Here is an 18,568-nt window from a genome sequence, read left to right on the forward strand (position 1 = left end):
ATCAGCCCTGCCGTCGCGGCCCGCAATTCATATTCATCGCATCGTATCGACGGAGACTGCGTGACGCGCGCTTAGCGCCCGCGGGATGGCAGCTTTGTCGATTGACGTTGCTTGATGGCCTCGGCAATCACTCCTGCCACTATTTTGTTCGCCTTTGCCGAATAATGCTCCCCTACAAATAACTCGTTGAGATCCCCCTCTTTCACCTGAGCATAGAGCTGTTGCGCGGTCTCCACCGTGTCGTACCGCTGTTTGATGGCTTCCAGCAAATCCTGATACGGCAAGGGGCGTGCGGCACTCACATACTGAAAATTCCATTTCGGGATGAAGGCGGCCACGAGAAAGGCGGCCCCCTGTCGCTCGACATCAGATTGAAGTTCGCTCAAGATTGCGAGGGCCAATTGGCTCGGCTCGTTCTCGATCGCATAAAATGCGGGGTCTTTCCACTCCGCCGACCACTGGCCGATTAGTGCCATGACGGCAGCCACCAGTTTGCTCTTTATCCAGATATGCTCTTCATAGTCGGCCGGTCGATAGAAGTACTCGAAGCGGAGATTCTCCCATCTGTCAATGTGCGCATAGAGGTCGGACAGTTCGTCCGGCGTTACGGTCGGAATGTTGATCGCTTCCAGGTGGCGATCGTCCAGAATGAAGCGCGGTTTGCTCAAGGGCATGCGGGAGGGCCTGTGGTAGAGCATCCTCAAGATGTTGAGATTGCGCTTCACGTTCTCAGGTTGAAATCCAAAAATGACGAGGTCCGGATGAAACGCCGCGCCTGACGTCTGCCAGCGCAGATAGGCTTGGTCCATACCATAGCCCGGCGCCCCCAGGTTGACGATCTCGGCTGGGATCCCCGCTTCCGTTAACTTCTTTTCCAGATACGCGCCCCAAGTCTGTTCGAAAGGAACTTCGTCGCCATGGGTATAGGAATCCCCTAGCAAGACCACCCGCAGACGGTTGCTCCTGGCCGGCATCCCCTCCTCGCTCGATCCTGCTCGCACACCGTCGCGGTTCGCGTGATACAACCCGTTCTCAGAGGTGCTGCCGGGCCTTTGCACCCACCCCAGTGTGGAGTCGTACGTCAGGTAGGACCGCCCGGAGCGATACTTCTCCATCATATCGTTTACCGCATTGACGGGCGAGCGAAACGGCTTGAGATACAGGGTCTTATTCAGGATAGAGAGCCGGGAGGTTCCATCGGCATCATAGGCTACAAGATACCTAATGGCCATCTCAGCACAGAGCAGACTCAGCGCCATCACCAGCGCGCCAACCACGAAGATGAAGATCGTTTGCCGGGTACGGCCGGAGTTTCGCATTGAGGCTTCTAGCGATGGGGAAACATGACTAGGCAATCTTGTACCATCACGTGAGGGGGAAAAACATTGAAAGAATTCGGCGTACTCCTCGCTTTCCCCCCACACTACTCCCCCTCGGCTCAGACATGATGAATCCATCTCCGGATTTGCCGTAGACTTGCCGACATTCGATAAATGAGAATACCGCAAGAAGACTGAGTATTGAGGGACGCTGCTATGGTGAAACAGTTGATGAATGGGCTCGTGCTGTCACTGATCCTGGTGAGCGCGGGATGCAATGTCAGCCAGCCTCGGCTTGATCATCCGACGTTGGAGCACTCACGGCTGATCGATCTCACCCATGCGTTCGGAGCAGACACGATTGTATGGCCGACGGAACATGACTTCCGGCTCGTCGTCCAGCATGAGGGTGAGACGCCAGGCGGCTACTATTACGCGTCGAACCGCCTGGAGATGGCCGAACATGGCGGGACGCACATTGATGCGCCCATTCATTTTGCCAAAGGCGGACAGACGCTGGATCAGATTCCGCTTGATAATCTGGCAGGAGCCGGTGTCCGAATCGATGTATCGGAACAATGCGCCCGGGATCGGGATTACCGCATCACGATCCAGGATTTCGAACGATGGGAAACGACGCACGGGCGCATTCCTGACCGGACGATCCTGTTACTCGATACCGGGTTTTCCAGGTTTTGGCCGTCGAGGCAGGACTATCTGGGAACAGAACTGAGAGGGCCTGAGGGTGTGCGTGCACTCCATTTCCCTGGTGTGCATCCTGAAGCCGCTGCGTGGCTGGTGCGCGAGCGACAGATCAAGGCCGTCGGAATCGACACGGCCTCGATCGATTATGGACAATCCACCCATTTTGAGGCGCATGTCGCGCTCCTCTCCCGAAACGTGCCGGTGTTCGAAAATCTTGCCGACCTCCGCGCTCTTCCGAATATGGGATTTGAGGTGGTTGCCCTGCCGATGAAGATTGTCGGTGGGACCGGCGGTCCGCTCCGCATAATCGCGGCGATTCATCCTCCTCCGTAGTGTCCGAGCGAAGGAAGCCACGCGGGAAGGCTCCAGCGAGGTTCACTCGCCCGGCTTCAGCGTTGCAGGTGTACGGGCAGGCTTTCTCCGCACTTGAACGTCCTGATCAATCATCTTCAGGATATTCAGTTGGGATTGTAATTCGTCAATCCGCTTCTCCCGCTCGCGCAATTGCTTTTGAAGCGATTGCACAACACTTGACTCTTCGACAACCTGACTACTTCTGTGCACCACTGGGGTGGCGGGCGGAGCGGCGGGCATAGTGGCAGGCGCGGTGCCGCAGGCACTCAGCACGCTCGCCAGCCAGAGACCACACCCCAAACTGCCACATAGTTTTCTTCGCACGTGACTCATAGTCTACGTGTGCCATTTGATCCCAGATCCCGCAAGGACATTCATGATTCTGACATTTCATAGGCGAGAGAAGCCCGACAACTAGCGGGTGCATTCGAAGGAGGATTCCCAGCTACTTTTTGATCCGAAGGTCGAGCTCTTTTGTGGTCGTCTGATTGGTGGAATCCCGAACAGTAAAATCGTGCTCGGTTTCACTTGTCGCCGTTGGGGTACCACTGATCACTCCCGTCGCGGGAGACAGTGTGAGCCCTGCGGCTAAGGCAGGGGTCACTGACCAGGTATAGGGTGTCGTGCCTCCCGAGGCCGTGAGCGTCGCAGTATAGGCTTGATTTCTCTTGCCGTCCGGCAGCGACTTCGTCGTGATGTTCAATGGTTGTCGCGAGGCGCTAATCGCGATCGAAAGTGATTTGATGGCCGACTGCTGGTTGGGAACAGTGGAGTCCAGCACCTTGAATGTCGTGGAGGTTGTGCCTGAGGCGGTCGGCGTGCCGGTGATGGCTCCGGACGCGCTCAATGTAAGGCCTGGCGGCAGCGACGAGCCGCTATTGAGACTCCAATTATAGGGAGAGGTACCTCCTGAGGCTATCAGCAATGGAGCAGTATAGGATTGGCCGACCGTGCCGCCTGGTAGAGAGGCGGTCGTGATCGTCACAGGCGTAACATTCGCAAGGATAGCGAGCGACAGTGTTCTCTTGCCTTGCTGATTAATCGGGAGGGTTGAATCAGTCACGGTGAATTCCTGGTTGGAATTGCCGTTACTTCCACTGAGCGGTGTTCCACTGATGACGCCTGACGATGGGTTGAGCAAGAGACCGTTCGGCAACGCCGGACTCACTGACCATGAATAAGGCTGCGCACCGCCGGTGGCCGTCAATTGGGTATTGGAGTATGGCTGGTTGACCGTGCCGGTCGGGAGCGATGATGTGGTGATGGAGGGCGGAGCCGGAGAGTTGATGGCGATCGTCAAATTCTGCTCATCGAATTGCGGAATCGCATCAGTGACCCGCAGGGTAAAGGTGAACGGGCCCGTGCTGGTCGGCCTTCCTGAAACCGTTCCACTTGAGGCATTGAGGTTCAGGCCAGGGGGCAGCGCGCCGCTGGTCACACCCCAGATCAAAGTCCCTATGCCGCCCGTGACCGAAACAGTCTGGTTGTAGGCCTCGTTGAATGTTCCCGCGGGAAGCGACGTGGTGTTGATGTTCGGCGCCGCGGGTAAGTTGATCGTGATCGGCAAGGTTTTTTGCGTTGACTGTTGCGGTGTCCCGGAATCCCGGACTCTGAAGGTCGGTGAAGATGTCCCTGCCGTCGTTGGTATCCCGGTAAGCACCCCGCTTGAACTGAGGTTGAGCCCGACAGGCAATGAGCCGCCGGCGAGATCCCACGTTGTTATGCCCGTGCCTCCTGAGGCTCCTACTGTAGCTGTATAAGACTGCGCCACGGTGCCTGGCGGCAGGGAGTTCGTCGTAATAGCAAGTGCCGGCGGAGCCGCTCCGACAATCAATTGCATTGTCTGGGTCGCTGTTTGGGGTATGGGCGGTGTGGCATCTCTCACGGTGAATGTATAGGAAAGACTGCTTGTGTTGGTCGGGATGCCGCTGATGACACCTGTAGACTGGTTCAGTGTCAATCCATTCGGTAGAGCCGGGGATCCGCCGGCGAGTCCCCAGGTGTAGGCCCCCGTGCCTCCTGATGCTGCTAACGTGGCGCTATAGCTCTGATTTGCGGTCCCTTGCGGGAGTGAGGTGGTCGTAATCGAGAGCGGAACGGAACTGATGGTCAACGCCAGGGATTTCTCGACCGTCAATCCCGTCGCATCTCGTACCGTAACGGTATGGGCATCGTTACCGGTTACAACGGGTGTTCCGCTGATGACTCCACTCGAATCCAGGGTGAGACCACTGGGCAGAGGGGCAGAGCCATTTTTGAGGCCCCACGTGTAAGGTGTAGTCCCGCCGGTCCCGCTTAACGCAAATGCGTACAGTTGGTTGATGGTTCCGGCTGGGAGGAAGCCTGTGAGTATGGCCAAAGGCGTCGGCGCGGTATTAACCGTAATCGCGAGGACCTTTTGGACCGACTGTCCCTTCGAGTCCTGCAAGGTGAACTCGGTGAACCTGGTCGCGGTGGCGGTGGTTGGTACCCCTGCAATTTTCCCCGTGGATGGAGTCAACGTAAGCCCGTTAGGCAATGCCGGCGATCCAGTGGCCAAGCTCCAGGTGTAGGGTGGTGTTCCTCCATTAGGCGCCAGCGTCACGTTATAGTCAGCCTGGACTGTTCCAACTGGAAGAGGATCAGATGTGAGAATCGTCAATGGGCCTGATGCTGCAGGGGCAGAAGGAGCAGAAATCGTACTGACGTCTCCGCAGGCGCTCAGGGATAAGGCCACGAGTATCGGAAGGAGCACGGCCGACAGAATACTTCGATGGGAAGGATAACGTTGCAATGAATCCCCCTTGTGGCATGGATCACTTATTCAAATAGTGTCTCAAGCGAGATGTCCGGTCTGGTCAATACAGCTCACTATCATAGTTACACCATGGCCATGTTCGAGCCGCTTTCCCGGCGAGTGGCAACTCCATTCTTGTGAAACGTCGTTCGCTTCTCGTCTTTCTAATCGATAGCCTTCCATTACCAGATCCGTTTCACGTTTCACGAACGACGAATCTGCCTCCCCCCACACTCCGCAGCGCCTTGAGCATTTCAATGGAACGGGGTAGACTTCTTGCGGTCATCAATAGGAAGGCGCTAGCGTAGCGGCTTCCTCTCACCTCCCACAAAAGGCAGATCCCCATGAAGCAGTTATTCACATCCTCAATGGCCATTATGATCGGTGTGGTGCTGGCGGTTCCCCCCCACGCGTTCGGGCAGAGTGTTCCGCCGGTGGTGATGCAGAAAGTTCACGCGGCGAAGAAGCAGGTCAAGACGATCGGCATGGAGGAGTATCGCAAAGTCGTGGAGAGTCCGGGTGATGCGCTGATCGTGGATGTGCGCGAGCCGAACGAGTTTGCCGCCGGGCATGTGCCGGGGGCGATCAACATTCCCCGCGGAGTTCTCGAATTCCAAATCTGGAAGCAGGTGGGCTTTCCGGCTAACCCCGACCTTGGGCGAAATGTGATCCTTCAATGCCAAAGCGGCAACCGCGCCTCACTAGCCGCCCAGTCGCTAGCTGAGTTGGGATTCACACACACAACTGCGGTGGTGATGCCCCTCGAGGACTGGCAACAGGCCGGCCATCCGTTTGTGAAGTAGGCCTTCGCCGATACGTTGAAGAGACCTCCGGAAGGGAACGAGAGGCGACGACAGTCTATTTGACTATCGGTTCAGCACTCGGTGGAGTCATTCCTGAATCGACGGCCGCTGAACCGCGGTCTGCTGAACCTCCGGCATCGGCAATCGGCCTTCCGCCTCTTTGCACGTCGTCCAGGGATGCAGCGCGGCGCCGACACCGGCTCCGGCCATGGCCACCGGAATCGACACGATAAACAGCGGAACTCCGATGCCGTACCCGACCCATTGCAGCGCCACACTCCCACGATCCTGACCTGCTTCAACGACGCGTTCGGCCGGGTACAAAGGGAACGTGCCGTACTCACTCCCGAGGCTGGCACTCTCAGCCAGAGACCGGCAGCGGGCGTCGCTCAGCGAAGGCGACAGAAGCATCGCGACCATCAGCAGTATCCCATACACCTTCATGCGTTCCCCCTCCACACAATCCATAACCCGCACCAGATCATGATGCCCTCACCTGTCACATAGTTTCAGCAACCGGCCATGACCGCCTCTTTGCAAACAGCAAACCTAATTTCACAAAGGATTGGAGAGATCGAAGAAATGCAGCCGGATGCAGGCCAATCGCTTATTTCTCATTCATCGCGGAGCCGACGTCCACGCGACTTCTCATTCCATGAGTGTTTTCGCTCAACCCGCACAGTGCGGATATGACCATCTTCACAGGTGGAAAGCGAACGGCCGATCAGGGTTGTCTTGCAGGAGCAGTCAGCTGCCGAACGGGCGCCGTGCAGAAAGACGAGACTCTCCGCACGGCTCACGGCGGTTACTTCATTTTTCTGGGGTCTTGATACACCATGAGATGCGCATACGGGGTGCCCTCAAACATGATGTAGACTCCTGACGGGTTCGGCGCGACCGGCAGCTTCGTGCCTGCGGCATCAAACGGCCACATGAGCATCCAGTGTGGAGGTTCGGAGACATTTTTCGCTCCATCTGCCGACATCACCACTTGGCCGCTTTTTTCAAAGTGCGAACCGCCGCGGGCCATATAGGCGATTCCCGGAACTGTGTTCGTCGGCTTCTGGGCGTTATTCATCAAATCAGTCATCCATTGCTGCGCAGCCGCATCCATGCACATCGGATCCGGAGCCGGCAGGTTCAGGACCGTAGGAATGCACGTGAAACCGTTGGCGCTCTTTCGCGCTTCGGTCAGCTTTCCATCCGCACCGAACACCATCACGCCGGCGTCTTTCGAAATGAGCGGCGTCGCCGCGCTCAACGCGAGGGCGGCCTGTTCCTGCACAGACATGGCTTTGACTTCCTTCACGGAGGCCCCCTGCTTCGGCGCTTTATCCGCCGCGAGGACGACGGCCGGTATGGCGAGACAACAGGCAACCATACCGGCAAACAACATTGGCTTACTCATCGCACCCTCCTTGGTTAAAGATATGATGACGTACGGAGGAGATCATGCCGGCAGACCAGGAACAGGAAGCCTATCGATACAAACCGCACCAGCGAAGCGCGGCGCCGAGCGGGACTTGAGCCCTACTGCTCATAATTCTCGACGATCTCCGGCGGGCGAATTCCCGCCTCGTTCGGATCAAGCCCGACGTCGCGAAGTGCTCGTCGCTGGCGCAAGAGATCCCAGCACTGATCCAGTTCGACCCTGACTTGCGCCAGCCGCTTCCGATCAGCTTTGGGATGCGCTCTAAGCTCGTGCAATTGGTGCTCTTCTTCGACCAGGCGCTGAATGTGAGTGAGGACCGGCTGATCTTCGATTTGATTCTCCACGAGAACCTCCTCCAGCCCGGACGTAGTCGGCATGAATATGTTTTGATCGTACGCCCCCACCAACTTTCGGTCAACTGACGCGGCGACCCATTTGATGACTGGAGAAATCAGACCAGTCGTGCCGTTCACCTTGTCCGAAAGAGTGCGGTCGGCAATGTCGAAGGGCTCGCCGAACGTGGAATTCAAGGGAGGCTGGAGAAGTCGCAGGCCGATCGCCAGTGCGTCCTTGACGAGGGAATAACTCTTGGCAGCGTCTATCCGATTGAGGATTCTCTGTCCCTCTGATGAATCCTCCTCAATGATTACTTATTAGTCAACTCGCAAGGAACAATGGCCTCTGCGAGCTCTTCGAAATGAGTGCTCCATTCCAGCAGCGGCCTGATCAAACCGGGTATATGCCCTCCGATGTTCCCGCGCGCAGAATTGCCTTGCTTACTTTCCACCACTTGGAACATCACAGCCTCGTGTTCCTCAATATCAACCTCCCTCGTTTGCAAGGTTCGGCAAAACACGCTGACAAAATACGTTCCCTCAGTGAGCAAGTGACCGGGCACGGTTCCCTGACTCATATACTTTCCGATAGTTCGAGGACAATCTCTCCAAGCGCTATTAACCTCATACGCCAGGAACAGCAGATCGCCCTTTTCATTGAACAGTCCGAAATGAGGGGCGAGAATGAGACCTGGTTGAAGCACCTCGTATTCCAACTCCACACTGAACGGCCTGCTGATGTCGATGACATTGGCAATCGCTCTGTGATCATTGTGAATGCGTACGGCACGAATCCTGACAGCATCATTTCCAGGAGCACTCGCCCGGTCATACCACTCCCTTGCACTGGACGCATGAATCCCGCCATGCAGGTACTTGCTGACGACTTCTCCTGTCGGCCCATCGGCAACCAAGCGTCCTTTGTCCAAAAGGATCGCTCTATGACAGAGCCTCGTAACCGTGGGAAGGTCATGAGAAACTACAATCACAGTCCTTCCTTGCTTCCCCATCTCCTGTATCTTACTCAAGCATTTCTTCTGAAACTCCCCGTCACCAACCGAGAGCACCTCATCCACAATTAGTACTTCAGACTCTAAATGTGCGGCGACGGCGAAGGCGAGCCTGACATACATGCCGCTTGAATAACGTTTGACCGGCGTATCGAGATACTTTCCAATCCCAGAGAACGCCACAATCTCATCAAATCGCGCGTCAATTTCTTGCTTTTTCATCCCCAGGATAATGCCGCTCAAGTAGACGTTGTCACGTCCCGACAGCTCGGGGTGAAAGCCGGTACCGACTTCGAGCAGTGTCCCGACCCTCCCGAATATTTCGACGCGGCCGCTCGTCGGCTCAGTGACACGCGATAAGATCTTCAACAGGGTGCTTTTCCCTGCCCCGTTCCTTCCGATAACGCCCACGACCTCTCCACGCATAATTTCGAATGAGGCATCCTGTAACGACCAAATCGCTTCTTGGCTCGTCTCCCTAGGACTTCTCCAGATATTTCTGAACGATTCATGAAGCCGTTCGGATAGCGTTTGGCTGCTCTCTGGTCTCACCGTAATGGTGTATTGCTTAGACAGCCGCTCAACTTTCACCGCAATCTGATCCTGTGCTACCGGCTGTTTCTGCTTTACACCGCCAGATGGAGCGAGAAGGCTCTTCATACCGTTTAGGTAGCTCCAAATCCGTTCTCGAGTCGCTTTGGAAAGTAGTCGGCGAGCAACCGGACTGATGACCTCAATGATACGCCAGACCACGCGGGTTTTATACCGAAGCATCTGCGTCTTAAGCCTGGCGAGCCTGGGATACCTATAGGGGTGCAGGGCTTCTCTCAACGCGATCCACACGCGGGCATCCCGGACATGATGGTGACGGCAAAAGTCTTCTGCCCATTGCAGGAATCTTCCTCTCGCATCGTAAGCTTGATTCAGCTTCACAGCTTGAGCACAACTCGAATCCGAGTGTTTCCGATACTTGTACCACACCCGACTCGACGCATAGACGAGGAACCGTAAACAGAATTTGACCCTGAATACCTGGTCCTCATACATACCTCTGAATTTGTCTTCGAAGCCGCCGACCGCTCGAACCAGCGCCGTGCGGAACAAATTGCCAGAGGGAGTAGCACTCTCGTTACGAATAAAAGCCGCCAAAACCTTTGGGCCCTCAATTTCTACATTGGGTTCCTGATCAAGATTTTGAATGAAATCTCGACGCTGCTCATCGGAGTCTCCATTCCACCCGAACCAATGGTGCATGGGTCCATAGACCATTCCCACTTCCGGATGATCCTCCAGCAGTGCCACCTGCTCTCTCAGTGCTTCCGGAGTTAAGACATCGTCACCGTCTAGAAACAGCACATACTCACCCTGCGCATGCGTGAGTCCCAAATTACGTGATGCGCTCATCCCCCGGTTGACATGCCTCTCGTGCTCAAGATAGCGGATTTTGTGTGGCAGCCGCCATGCCGCGACTTTGGCAATGTCGGTACTGCCGTCCGTGGAACCGTCATCCACTAGAAGTAACTCCCACGTGTCACAGGTCTGGGACAAAACGCTATCTACCGCTTCTTGAAGGTACAGCGCTTCATCCAAGAAAATCAGAACAACCGATACCTGTGGTTGCTGATAAAGAGCCCTACGGCCCATCAATGGATCCGTGACGTCTGTTTTCCATATATCGCTGCGCTCTGGATGGTGATCAGTCGGTATCATCGTGTGCTCTCCGAAGAAGGTTAGATCGCTTGGAGTTCGGTTCATTCGATAGTACTTGGGTAATAATCTCTGTTTCAGTACTGGGCTCTCCGGATCATTTTATCCTCTGGGAGAAAGCAATCTGGTCAAAAGTGCTCAGGATGTAACAATTGCGATGACTGCCCTCAAGACTCACACCCAGGCCAAGGACGTGCCATGTGCCAGTCGATGCCTTATGATGCACGCCATCAGCAATAACTGATGAGAACCTCGCGAGAAACTGAACACCCCATTCGCGACGCATGGGTGCGCTGATTCAGGCCGGGTCGTTCTCGCCTGTGACCTAAACACCCTCGCGTCTAAGACACAGACGAGACCAGACCGACTGACCAGGTCTAGCTGTCATATTTGGGGCGACTCTCTCCGCTACCGCCCGCCTGATTTCCCCGGTGGTGATCCTCCAGCAGGGGGATTGATGCTCTTCTGTGCGGGAGGCACCGCGTCAGGATTCTTCGATATACCGGGATCAAGGCTCGGTGGTTTCACCGCACCGCGGGGATCACCGAGTTTCTCCGGCATATGCTGGATACCCGGATCGCTCTTGGACGGAGCAGGCGGGACCTTGCCGGGCTCGATCATTTGTTCCGGAATAACGCCGGGGTCCGGCGCGCGACTGCCCGCCGGCGGGGACGACGGAAGTCCATCGGCAGCATAGGTCACGACAGGAAGAAAGCTCAGAATGAGAATGCTCGCAAGCTGATTCGGCTTCCCGGACCATCTTCTGAGAGCCAGTGAAGGGGAATCGTGTTCGCACATACGTGTAGACCGCATCATATTCACCTCGCTGCTTTTGCTATGTTCCGGCCCCCTGCGAGGACCCGATCTGCTATTACTTCTTTCCGCATCCCGCATGACCACAAGGACAGGGATCACCGGTTTTAGCCTCCCGACAGTTTGACGAACAGAATTCTTTCCCCGGCTCGGCCGGACAGGTACAGCCCGGGTGCGCACATAGTTTTTCCGCCATGGCATACCTCCTGAAATCGGGTCGGGATGAGCAAGGCGTCAGACACGCCTTACTCCCCGCCCCTCAGTGATCGACTCACAACGCCTTCGTCCATCCGGAGTGGACGTCGACGGAGCGGGCCCCGTCGACGCTCCCGACGAGAATCTTATGACGTGTGTTTCTTGACGATTGCTGAATCTTTAATAGCCGGATTCGTCGGGGAAAGTGCCGCCGCCTGCTTGAAGGCCGCCGTCGCCTGATCATGCTTTCCGATCTTGTCGAAACTGAGGCCCAAGTTATACTGGGCTTCAGCCGACTTCGGATCAGCCTTGACGGCTTTCTGGAAGCCTTCGATCGCGGCATCCATTTTCCCCTGCTTATACTGGGAGACGGCCTCGTCATTGTCCGCCCGGCCGGGAGAATCGGCAGTCGCCATCAGCGCTGTCTCCGACGCAGGCACCGCCTCTGCGGCACTGGTCTTCGCCGCAGGCATCGACGGCTTATTGGAATCGCACGATGCGAGGATGGGAATGAGCCCTGCGAGCATCACACTCACAACTAAAGAGACCTGTTTCACAATGCACCTCCTGTTAGACATAGATCATACGTTTTGTACATACTGGTGCACTGCGAAGCGCCTCGTCTGATCAAAAGTGCTCACTTCATCGAGAAACCGGAGAACGATACAAAGCACAACTGGTCTGCATGATTTCAAAACGCTTCTCACCCGTCATGGCTCTTCTCCTCGAAACGATCGCTCCGGCCCTGGCGTATACTCACGTGAGAAGAGCACTGATGTACTGAATAGAAAGCCCCTAGTGCCGTAGCCTTGTCCGGAATAGATGGACGGGTCAGTTGGCGATTGGCACATGCTTGCGAAGGAAGGCACAGAATGCCACACAGCGAAATACACAAGACCCACCGCATCGGATGGCTCCGTGCGGCCGTGCTTGGCGCCAACGACGGGATTGTCTCTACCGCAAGTCTCGTCTTAGGCGTGGCTGCCGCAGGCGCAAATACAACAAACATTATGATCGCAGGAGTGGCCGGTCTGGTGGCCGGCGCGATGTCGATGGCGGCGGGAGAATATGTGTCGGTGAGCTCACAAGCCGACACCGAGCGGGCCGACCTGGACCGTGAACGAAGGGAGCTCGCAACACATCCCAAGCAGGAGCAGAAAGAAATGACCGATATCTACATCGGGCGTGGACTGGATGCAGCGCTCGCCTCGAAGGTCGCGACCCAGTTGATGGCGCATGATGCCCTCGGCGCCCATGGACGCGATGAGCTGGGGATATCCGGCAAATCGGCCGCAAGACCGGTTCAAGCCGCGTTGGCATCAGCCGTCACCTTCTCAGTGGGTGCGATCCTGCCCCTCCTGGTGGTCCTTGTCGTGCCGACAGCGACGCTCATGTGGGCCGTCTCCGGCAGTTCGCTCCTGTTTCTCGCCCTCCTGGGTGCCCTGGCTGCACAGGTCGGCGGAGCCCCCGTACTCACGGCGACCGCGCGGGTGACCTTTTGGGGTGCCCTCGCCATGGCCTTGACCGCCGGAGTAGGCGCGGTGTTTGGTGTCGCCGCTTGAAAGCCCTGTCACACAGGAACTGATCCAAACCACCAGATTTTCTGGCACCAACACCGCTCTTCAACTGTTCACTATTGATCAGTTTTCAGAATTCCCACTGGATATCATAAATGTAGTGTTGCGCTTCTTGATCGCTTGCTCGTCGAGCCTTGCGGTCATATGCGGCAAGTCAGAAGGTCTACGGATTCCACTTTTAACCAGGAGGATTCAATGCACAAGGTCATGGTAGTCGCCATCGCAGTGATCGGGATGTTCTCGGGAATGCCACAGATGGCTCAAGCCGATGACGCGAAGGCCAAGATGGAAAGTATGAAAGGGGAAGTGAAGGCCAAGGGGCAAGAAGCGAAGGGCGAAACGAAGGCCATAATAGAAGAGGCCCAGGGAAATAAAGTCAGCGGAACGATGGAGCGGGCAAAAGGCAAGACCAAAGCCGCCGGCGAACGTATCAAAGGCAAGGCGAAAGAATTAAAGGCCAAGACCGAATAACACCGTCAACTCGGCATCGGCCCTTCAAGGAGCGGCGCCATTCAAGGAGGTTTCAATGAAGACCCGTCAACTCATAACAGGGACCATGAGCATGATCGCCATGTTAGGCCTGGGAGTGCAGCCCAGCCTGGCAGACTCGGAATATGGGTCCGCGCATGCGTCGGCGGGCAGTCATGGCGGTTATGAGGAAAGGATGGGCCATCATGGCCATGCGGCGGACCACCTCCGGCATATGTTAAAGCACCAGCAGGAGATCGGGCTGACCGAAGAACAGGTCAAGAAATTGAAAACCGTCGAACTGGATTACGATCGCGCGCGGATTAAGGCCGACGCGGAAATCCTCGTGGCCGAACGCGAATTACTGGCGCTGGTGGAAGATGAGAAGACCGATCTGTCCGCTCTCGAAGCCAAAGTGAAACAGAGCGAGATGCTCGAGGTTGGACTCCGGATGTCGGCATTCAAAGCCCGCCGCGACGCGCTGGCGGTCCTGACACCCGAGCAACGCGAGAAAGCCAAAGCATCACATGAAAAACGGATGCAGGAGATGCGGAGCGGTACACAGGGCTCCACGCCCCGAGGAAGCCACTAGGTCCCTACAGGAGAACCGTCGGCAGACCATTTTATAAAGCAAGGAGACACACGATGCTCGAGACGATTGCGATTGTGCTCGTAATTCTCTGGATTCTAGGCCTTGTCAGTTCCTACACCATGGGCGGATTCATTCATGCCCTCTTGGTCCTCGCGATCGTGGTCATTCTGATCCGGGTCATTCAAGGTCGCCGCGTGTAAATTCCCCGGGGACTGCACCGGTGGCAACTCTGGTCGCGGCGCGCGGAAAGGGACCGTCATGCTTTGTCTTGTGTGACACGTCACCCGCTACTCGGCGGGCTCTCTCCGCATCAATTCGTCCCTTCCGATCTTTCCGTCGCGATCGGACCCGGCGCGGCCGTCTCATTCCGGTATGTCTCCAGCAGGGTCAACGCCACCGCGACGACCAATGGTCCCGCCACGATGCCGATCAAGCCAAAAAACTGTATGCCACCGATCACACTGAAAAACATGATCAACGAGTGCACCTTCGACGCTTTACCGACGATCATATTCCGCACCAGTTCATCGATCACCACGGACAACACGATTCCCACCGCGACCAGCGCTCCCGCCTGCGTATACGCTCCCTGGATAGCCAAATAGATCGCAGCCGGAACCCAGACCAGGGCAGCACCAACGAACGGAATATAGGCCGTGATGGCCATGACCGTACCCCACAGGATCGGGGACGGTAACCCCACCGCCCAAAATGCCAACCAGCCGATGAATCCTTCAAGCAAAGCCACAATCGTATTGCCATACACAGCGCCTTTGACCACTTCGTCGAATCGCGTCAGAACCAACCGGCGCCGCTCCGACGTGATAGGCAGATTCTCCTGCGTCCAATCGACAAAGCGCTTCCCGTCCCTGAAAAAGTAGAACGCAGTCAACAGCACGATGCCGAACTCGATCGCCCACTGCACCACATTGCTCACTACGTTGGTCGACTGCTGAATCAAGAGCTTCCCGAGGTCAGCCACACCCGTTACCAGGCTCGATTGCAAATCACTCCCCGTCAACCGCTCGAGGTTCTGAAATTGCGCGACGAACCCCGCGATCACCGGGTACCGCCGCCAACCTTCCCCGACGGACTGTTCGCCCTGCTGCAGATACGTGACCAGAGAGGAGACCATCCCGGCGAGATCCTGCGCGACGAGCAGCGTCAGATAGAACAGCGGGAGCAGGAATCCGATGGTCATGATTGCGCACAGAAGAAAGGCGCTCAGCGCTTCCCGTCCGCCGGTAGCCCGGAGGACCCGGCCATAGAGCGGATACAGTGCATAGACCAGTACAACCGCCCAGAGGATGGGAGAAAATAGCGGGCTGAGGATAAGGCCAGCGAGTGCGAGCGTCCCGACCATCAACGCGATATGCGTCAGCCTGCTGGCCTTCGATATCGTCTGGTGCTCTGGTTGAGGTGGCATGTGCGAGGAATCATAGCGAAGCGCGGCAGGTTCAGCAACCTGAGGGAAGGTCCATGGGTTCCAGGCCTCCAGGAACGACGCATGAAGAATCACGCCATGCAGACCGCGTTCGTGCTATAGCTAGGCCTCAAGGACGTGTTTTCTTTACCCTGAGGAACCTATGACCGGTCATCGCTCCGATCTCAAGAGCATCGCCCGTCGTGCCATGATTGAGCGCGGCCTCTTGCCGGACTTTTCAGCCGCGGCAATGGCTGAATTAGGCCGTATCCAGACACCCGCCACGGACCAGTCCTCTTCCCTCCGCGACCTGAGAGCACTGCTGTGGGCATCGATCGACAATGACGATTCCCGGGACCTGGACCAACTCACAGTCTCCACACCGCACCCGGACCGGTCGGTGAACATCCTGGTTGCGATTGCCGATGTTGACGCGCTCGTCACGAAAGATTCCGCCCTGGATGCGCACGCCCGGCACAATACGACATCGGTCTATACCTCCGGCGATCTCTTTCCCATGCTGCCGGAAAAACTCTCGACGGATCTGACGTCGCTGGGCGAAGGGCAGGACCGTCTCGCGCTCGTCGTGGAGTTCGTGGTCGCGCAGGATGGGGCGGTGCTCAGTTCCACGCTCTACCGGGCTCTGGTCCATAACCATGCCAAGCTGGCGTATAACGCGGTGGCCGAATGGCTGGCGGGAACCGGTCCTGCGCCAGAACGGATCACGACCGTTCCTGGACTTGACGGTCAGCTTCGTCTTCAAGATCAGGTCGCGCAGCGCCTCAAAGCACGGCGGCACCAGCAGGGCGCGCTCAGCCTTGAAACGATTGAGCCGCGAGCCGTCTTTGAAGGCGAGGTGCTGACTGCGCTCCGGGTCGAGCAGAAGAACCGCGCAAAGGAACTCATCGAAGATTTCATGATTGCGGCCAACCAGGCCACCGCATCCTACCTGAAGAGTAAGGGCGTGCCGTCGTTCCGTCGCATCCTGCGATCGCCTGAGCGCTGGCAGCGGATCATCGAGGTCGCGGCGCGCTGGGGCGAATCCTTGCCGGGGGAACCCAACGCACAGGCACTCGAAACGTTCCTCGTGAAACGGCGGCAGGCCGATCCCCTCAGATTTCCGGATCTCTCCCTGGCGATTGTGAAGCTGATCGGCCGGGGCGAATATGTGCTCGACCGCTCGACGGACGGCGCGCCGGAACATTTCGGACTGGCCGTGAAAGGCTACACGCACTCCACCGCACCCAACCGGCGCTTCCCCGATCTGATCACCCAGCGATTGGTCAAGGCTGCGCTGACCGGCTCGCCTGCCCCCTATCGTCTCGATGAATTGGAGTATCTGGCAAGCCACTGCACGGAGAAGGAGGACGATGCCGAACGGGTCGAGCGGCAACTGCGCAAATCCGCCGCAGCCCTCTTGCTGGAGCCGCTGATCGGACAACGGTTCGATGCCATTGTGACAGGCACCTCCGACAAGGGTACCTGGGTTCGGCTGCTTGAGCCGCCGGTGGAAGGGAAACTGACGACGGGTGCGAACGGACTTGATGTGGGAGACACCCTGCACGTACAACTCGTGAGCACAAACGTTGAACGCGGGTATATCGATTTTTCCCGAGTCGGAATGTGAGTGCATGCTCAAGCCATTCTGCAGGATCCTGGCAGAAATGCCTGATGCCAACAGTAGAACGGGCACGAAGGGAAGGGACGAGAAGTCACTGCTTCAGCACGCATTTTTCGTACAAGTCTTTCATCCTGGCTGCGGGATCGTATCGTGCTTTGAGCCTCCGATACGCTGGTTCATTGAACAACTGCCAGAACTCTTCGCGAGAATAGTACGCATTAGAGTAGAGAGATTTTTTGCCGTGCAGCTCCCGAACCTTGGCTTCGACTTTCTTGTCGAAATACCCGTCCTCATGATCGGTGCTCACAGCATCCCAGAATCCGAAGTTGACGTAGAGCTTCCCGGGTGTCATCGGATATAACGGGTACGAGGCAGACGGATCATCGGCCATGACCGGACAGATCCAGACAGGCTTGATGCCGATCTCCCGATTGAAAAACCCGGCAAACTCCGCCGCATGCTCAAGCGGGATTTCGACGTCTTGAATCACGGCCTCCTGCCGACCGGTCAGCGCCTTGGCCACCCGCTGCGCAAAGGGTGAACGGTTAAACCGGCTGCGCAGCTTCCAATACACCGTGGAACAGAGACGCTTCCTGCCCCAGAGCCACCTCACCACAGGATACTGGACGAAGAAGTGCTTTGAGCACCAGAACCAGTCGGTATCCCATCGCCACAGGTAGTCGTGGATCGTCAGATAATCGACGGTCTTCTGCTGGATTGATCGATAATAGATATGGCGATAGGTGTAATCGCTGAGCCATTCGGCCCGGTCGACACACTCGCCCGTCGTGATATAGAGCTCGTGCTCCTCGAACATCGTACCGTCGACGAAATCCACCTGCCTGTCCCGGCATACAAGCCCCAGTGCGTGAAAATAGCTATTCAGATCTGAGTATCGCTCGTGCCGGAGCTTGACGAATTTCTTGACGGGAACAAGCTGCACGTTCACTTTGAGCGCATAGCCCAACGTGCCATAGGAGTTGGCAAAACCAAAGAACAGATCTTTGTGTTCATTGTCTTTGGTGGCGATGACGACCGTGCCGTCGGGTAGGAGGATGTCAATTTCAAGAATCGTTTCGTGTACAAAGCCATGCGTGAACGAGGAGGACTCAATCCCCACTCCAGCCAAGGCTCCGCCGATGGTAATCGACTTGAGCTGGGGCACGACGGCCGGCATCAACTGGAACGGCAGCGTTTCACGAACCAGGTCATCGTAGGTCGTCATTCCTTCGACCTCGGCAACCCGCTCGTCCGGATCAATGCGAATCACCTGATTGAAGTGACGCACATCCAGCTTGTGCCGCGGCTCTGGAGTTCGTTGCCGGAACAGATTGGAGGTCGTCTTTTCGAGGGCGAGGGTTCCGGTCTGATTTGAAGTACGAAGGAATTGGGCGACTGCCTCCCGCTTTCGAACATACTCGTCAGGCGAGATCATGAC

At 56.8% G+C, this 18,568-nt stretch carries 17 protein-coding genes; 7 read left to right on the plus strand and 10 right to left on the minus strand.

Features of this window, described 5'->3' with window-relative positions; genetic code table 11:
* Positions 1 to 71: 71 nt before the first annotated feature.
* Positions 72 to 1,319, minus strand: a complete 1,248-nt coding sequence (locus Q7U39_09155) for a hypothetical protein (GenBank protein MDO9118112.1) — start codon at positions 1,317 to 1,319, stop codon at positions 72 to 74.
* 216 nt (positions 1,320 to 1,535) lie between these two features.
* Between Q7U39_09155 and Q7U39_09160 the strand changes: the two genes are divergently transcribed.
* The gene (locus tag Q7U39_09160; GenBank protein ID MDO9118113.1) at positions 1,536 to 2,357 is read left to right on the plus strand and encodes a cyclase family protein; all 822 of its coding nucleotides are present in this window, start codon (positions 1,536 to 1,538) and stop codon (positions 2,355 to 2,357) included.
* Positions 2,358 to 2,823: 466 nt separating this feature from the next.
* On the opposite strand, the gene Q7U39_09165 is transcribed toward Q7U39_09160, so the two are convergent.
* Positions 2,824 to 5,094 carry a putative Ig domain-containing protein gene (locus Q7U39_09165; GenBank protein ID MDO9118114.1) on the minus strand — a complete coding sequence of 757 codons (2,271 nt, stop codon included), beginning with the start codon at positions 5,092 to 5,094 and terminating at the stop codon, positions 2,824 to 2,826.
* Positions 5,095 to 5,498: 404 nt separating this feature from the next.
* Here Q7U39_09165 and Q7U39_09170 point away from each other — a divergent pair, with 404 nt between their 5' ends.
* On the plus strand, positions 5,499 to 5,957 hold the full coding sequence (locus tag Q7U39_09170) for a rhodanese-like domain-containing protein (GenBank protein ID MDO9118115.1): 459 nt from the start codon (positions 5,499 to 5,501) through the stop codon (positions 5,955 to 5,957).
* An 87-nt stretch (positions 5,958 to 6,044) separates the two neighbouring features.
* Here the strand turns inward: Q7U39_09170 and Q7U39_09175 are convergent, their stop codons facing one another.
* The 6 genes from Q7U39_09175 to Q7U39_09200 form a co-directional block, all read right to left on the minus strand.
* Positions 6,045 to 6,401 carry a hypothetical protein gene (locus Q7U39_09175; GenBank protein MDO9118116.1) on the minus strand — a complete coding sequence of 119 codons (357 nt, stop codon included), beginning with the start codon at positions 6,399 to 6,401 and terminating at the stop codon, positions 6,045 to 6,047.
* A 361-nt stretch (positions 6,402 to 6,762) separates the two neighbouring features.
* Entirely contained in the window at positions 6,763 to 7,365 is a 603-nt protein-coding gene (locus Q7U39_09180) for a hypothetical protein (protein ID MDO9118117.1), read from the minus strand.
* Between the two features lie 122 nt (positions 7,366 to 7,487).
* A complete protein-coding gene (locus tag Q7U39_09185; protein MDO9118118.1) occupies positions 7,488 to 7,733 on the minus strand; it encodes a DUF2630 family protein in 246 nt (81 codons plus the stop codon).
* A 302-nt stretch (positions 7,734 to 8,035) separates the two neighbouring features.
* Positions 8,036 to 10,444, minus strand: coding sequence for a glycosyltransferase (locus tag Q7U39_09190; protein ID MDO9118119.1), 2,409 nt, complete (start codon positions 10,442 to 10,444; stop codon positions 8,036 to 8,038).
* 405 nt (positions 10,445 to 10,849) lie between these two features.
* On the minus strand, positions 10,850 to 11,257 hold the full coding sequence (locus tag Q7U39_09195; protein MDO9118120.1) for a hypothetical protein: 408 nt from the start codon (positions 11,255 to 11,257) through the stop codon (positions 10,850 to 10,852).
* Between the two features lie 338 nt (positions 11,258 to 11,595).
* Entirely contained in the window at positions 11,596 to 12,006 is a 411-nt protein-coding gene (locus Q7U39_09200; protein ID MDO9118121.1) for a tetratricopeptide repeat protein, read from the minus strand.
* 315 nt (positions 12,007 to 12,321) lie between these two features.
* On the opposite strand from Q7U39_09200, the gene Q7U39_09205 reads away from it, so the two are divergent.
* The 4 genes from Q7U39_09205 (at position 12,322) to Q7U39_09220 (ending at position 14,286) form a co-directional block, all read left to right on the plus strand.
* Entirely contained in the window at positions 12,322 to 13,011 is a 690-nt protein-coding gene (locus tag Q7U39_09205) for a VIT family protein (GenBank protein MDO9118122.1), read from the plus strand.
* A gap of 210 nt (positions 13,012 to 13,221) precedes the next feature.
* A complete protein-coding gene (locus Q7U39_09210) occupies positions 13,222 to 13,497 on the plus strand; it encodes a hypothetical protein (protein MDO9118123.1) in 276 nt (91 codons plus the stop codon).
* Between the two features lie 55 nt (positions 13,498 to 13,552).
* Positions 13,553 to 14,086: a periplasmic heavy metal sensor gene (locus Q7U39_09215; GenBank protein MDO9118124.1), complete on the plus strand. Its 534-nt coding sequence runs from the start codon at positions 13,553 to 13,555 to the stop codon at positions 14,084 to 14,086.
* Between the two features lie 53 nt (positions 14,087 to 14,139).
* Positions 14,140 to 14,286 (plus strand): lmo0937 family membrane protein, encoded by a 147-nt coding sequence (locus Q7U39_09220; protein ID MDO9118125.1) that lies wholly within the window; start codon positions 14,140 to 14,142, stop codon positions 14,284 to 14,286.
* A 110-nt stretch (positions 14,287 to 14,396) separates the two neighbouring features.
* Here the strand turns inward: Q7U39_09220 and Q7U39_09225 are convergent, their stop codons facing one another.
* Positions 14,397 to 15,512, minus strand: a complete 1,116-nt coding sequence (locus Q7U39_09225; GenBank protein ID MDO9118126.1) for an AI-2E family transporter — start codon at positions 15,510 to 15,512, stop codon at positions 14,397 to 14,399.
* A 160-nt stretch (positions 15,513 to 15,672) separates the two neighbouring features.
* On the opposite strand from Q7U39_09225, the gene Q7U39_09230 reads away from it, so the two are divergent.
* The gene (locus Q7U39_09230; GenBank protein MDO9118127.1) at positions 15,673 to 17,136 is read left to right on the plus strand and encodes an RNB domain-containing ribonuclease; all 1,464 of its coding nucleotides are present in this window, start codon (positions 15,673 to 15,675) and stop codon (positions 17,134 to 17,136) included.
* An 85-nt stretch (positions 17,137 to 17,221) separates the two neighbouring features.
* On the opposite strand, the gene Q7U39_09235 is transcribed toward Q7U39_09230, so the two are convergent.
* Positions 17,222 to 18,565, minus strand: coding sequence for an FAD-binding oxidoreductase (locus tag Q7U39_09235; protein MDO9118128.1), 1,344 nt, complete (start codon positions 18,563 to 18,565; stop codon positions 17,222 to 17,224).
* Positions 18,566 to 18,568: the final 3 nt, after the last annotated feature.

The organism is Nitrospira sp., assembly GCA_030653545.1.
Taxonomy (GTDB): Bacteria; Nitrospirota; Nitrospiria; order Nitrospirales; family Nitrospiraceae; genus Nitrospira_D.

Coding starts and splice junctions, on each gene's coding strand:
- Q7U39_09155 (MDO9118112.1), bottom strand. CDS start 1,319: ATGCGAAACTCCGGCCGTACCCGGCAAACGATCTTCATCTTCGTGGTT.
- Q7U39_09160 (MDO9118113.1), top strand. CDS start 1,536: ATGGTGAAACAGTTGATGAATGGGCTCGTGCTGTCACTGATCCTGGTG.
- Q7U39_09170 (MDO9118115.1), top strand. CDS start 5,499: ATGAAGCAGTTATTCACATCCTCAATGGCCATTATGATCGGTGTGGTG.
- Q7U39_09175 (MDO9118116.1), bottom strand. CDS start 6,401: ATGAAGGTGTATGGGATACTGCTGATGGTCGCGATGCTTCTGTCGCCT.
- Q7U39_09180 (MDO9118117.1), bottom strand. CDS start 7,365: ATGAGTAAGCCAATGTTGTTTGCCGGTATGGTTGCCTGTTGTCTCGCC.
- Q7U39_09190 (MDO9118119.1), bottom strand. CDS start 10,444: ATGATACCGACTGATCACCATCCAGAGCGCAGCGATATATGGAAAACA.
- Q7U39_09195 (MDO9118120.1), bottom strand. CDS start 11,257: ATGATGCGGTCTACACGTATGTGCGAACACGATTCCCCTTCACTGGCT.
- Q7U39_09205 (MDO9118122.1), top strand. CDS start 12,322: ATGCCACACAGCGAAATACACAAGACCCACCGCATCGGATGGCTCCGT.
- Q7U39_09210 (MDO9118123.1), top strand. CDS start 13,222: ATGCACAAGGTCATGGTAGTCGCCATCGCAGTGATCGGGATGTTCTCG.
- Q7U39_09215 (MDO9118124.1), top strand. CDS start 13,553: ATGAAGACCCGTCAACTCATAACAGGGACCATGAGCATGATCGCCATG.
- Q7U39_09220 (MDO9118125.1), top strand. CDS start 14,140: ATGCTCGAGACGATTGCGATTGTGCTCGTAATTCTCTGGATTCTAGGC.
- Q7U39_09225 (MDO9118126.1), bottom strand. CDS start 15,512: ATGCCACCTCAACCAGAGCACCAGACGATATCGAAGGCCAGCAGGCTG.
- Q7U39_09230 (MDO9118127.1), top strand. CDS start 15,673: ATGACCGGTCATCGCTCCGATCTCAAGAGCATCGCCCGTCGTGCCATG.
- Q7U39_09235 (MDO9118128.1), bottom strand. CDS start 18,565: ATGATCTCGCCTGACGAGTATGTTCGAAAGCGGGAGGCAGTCGCCCAA.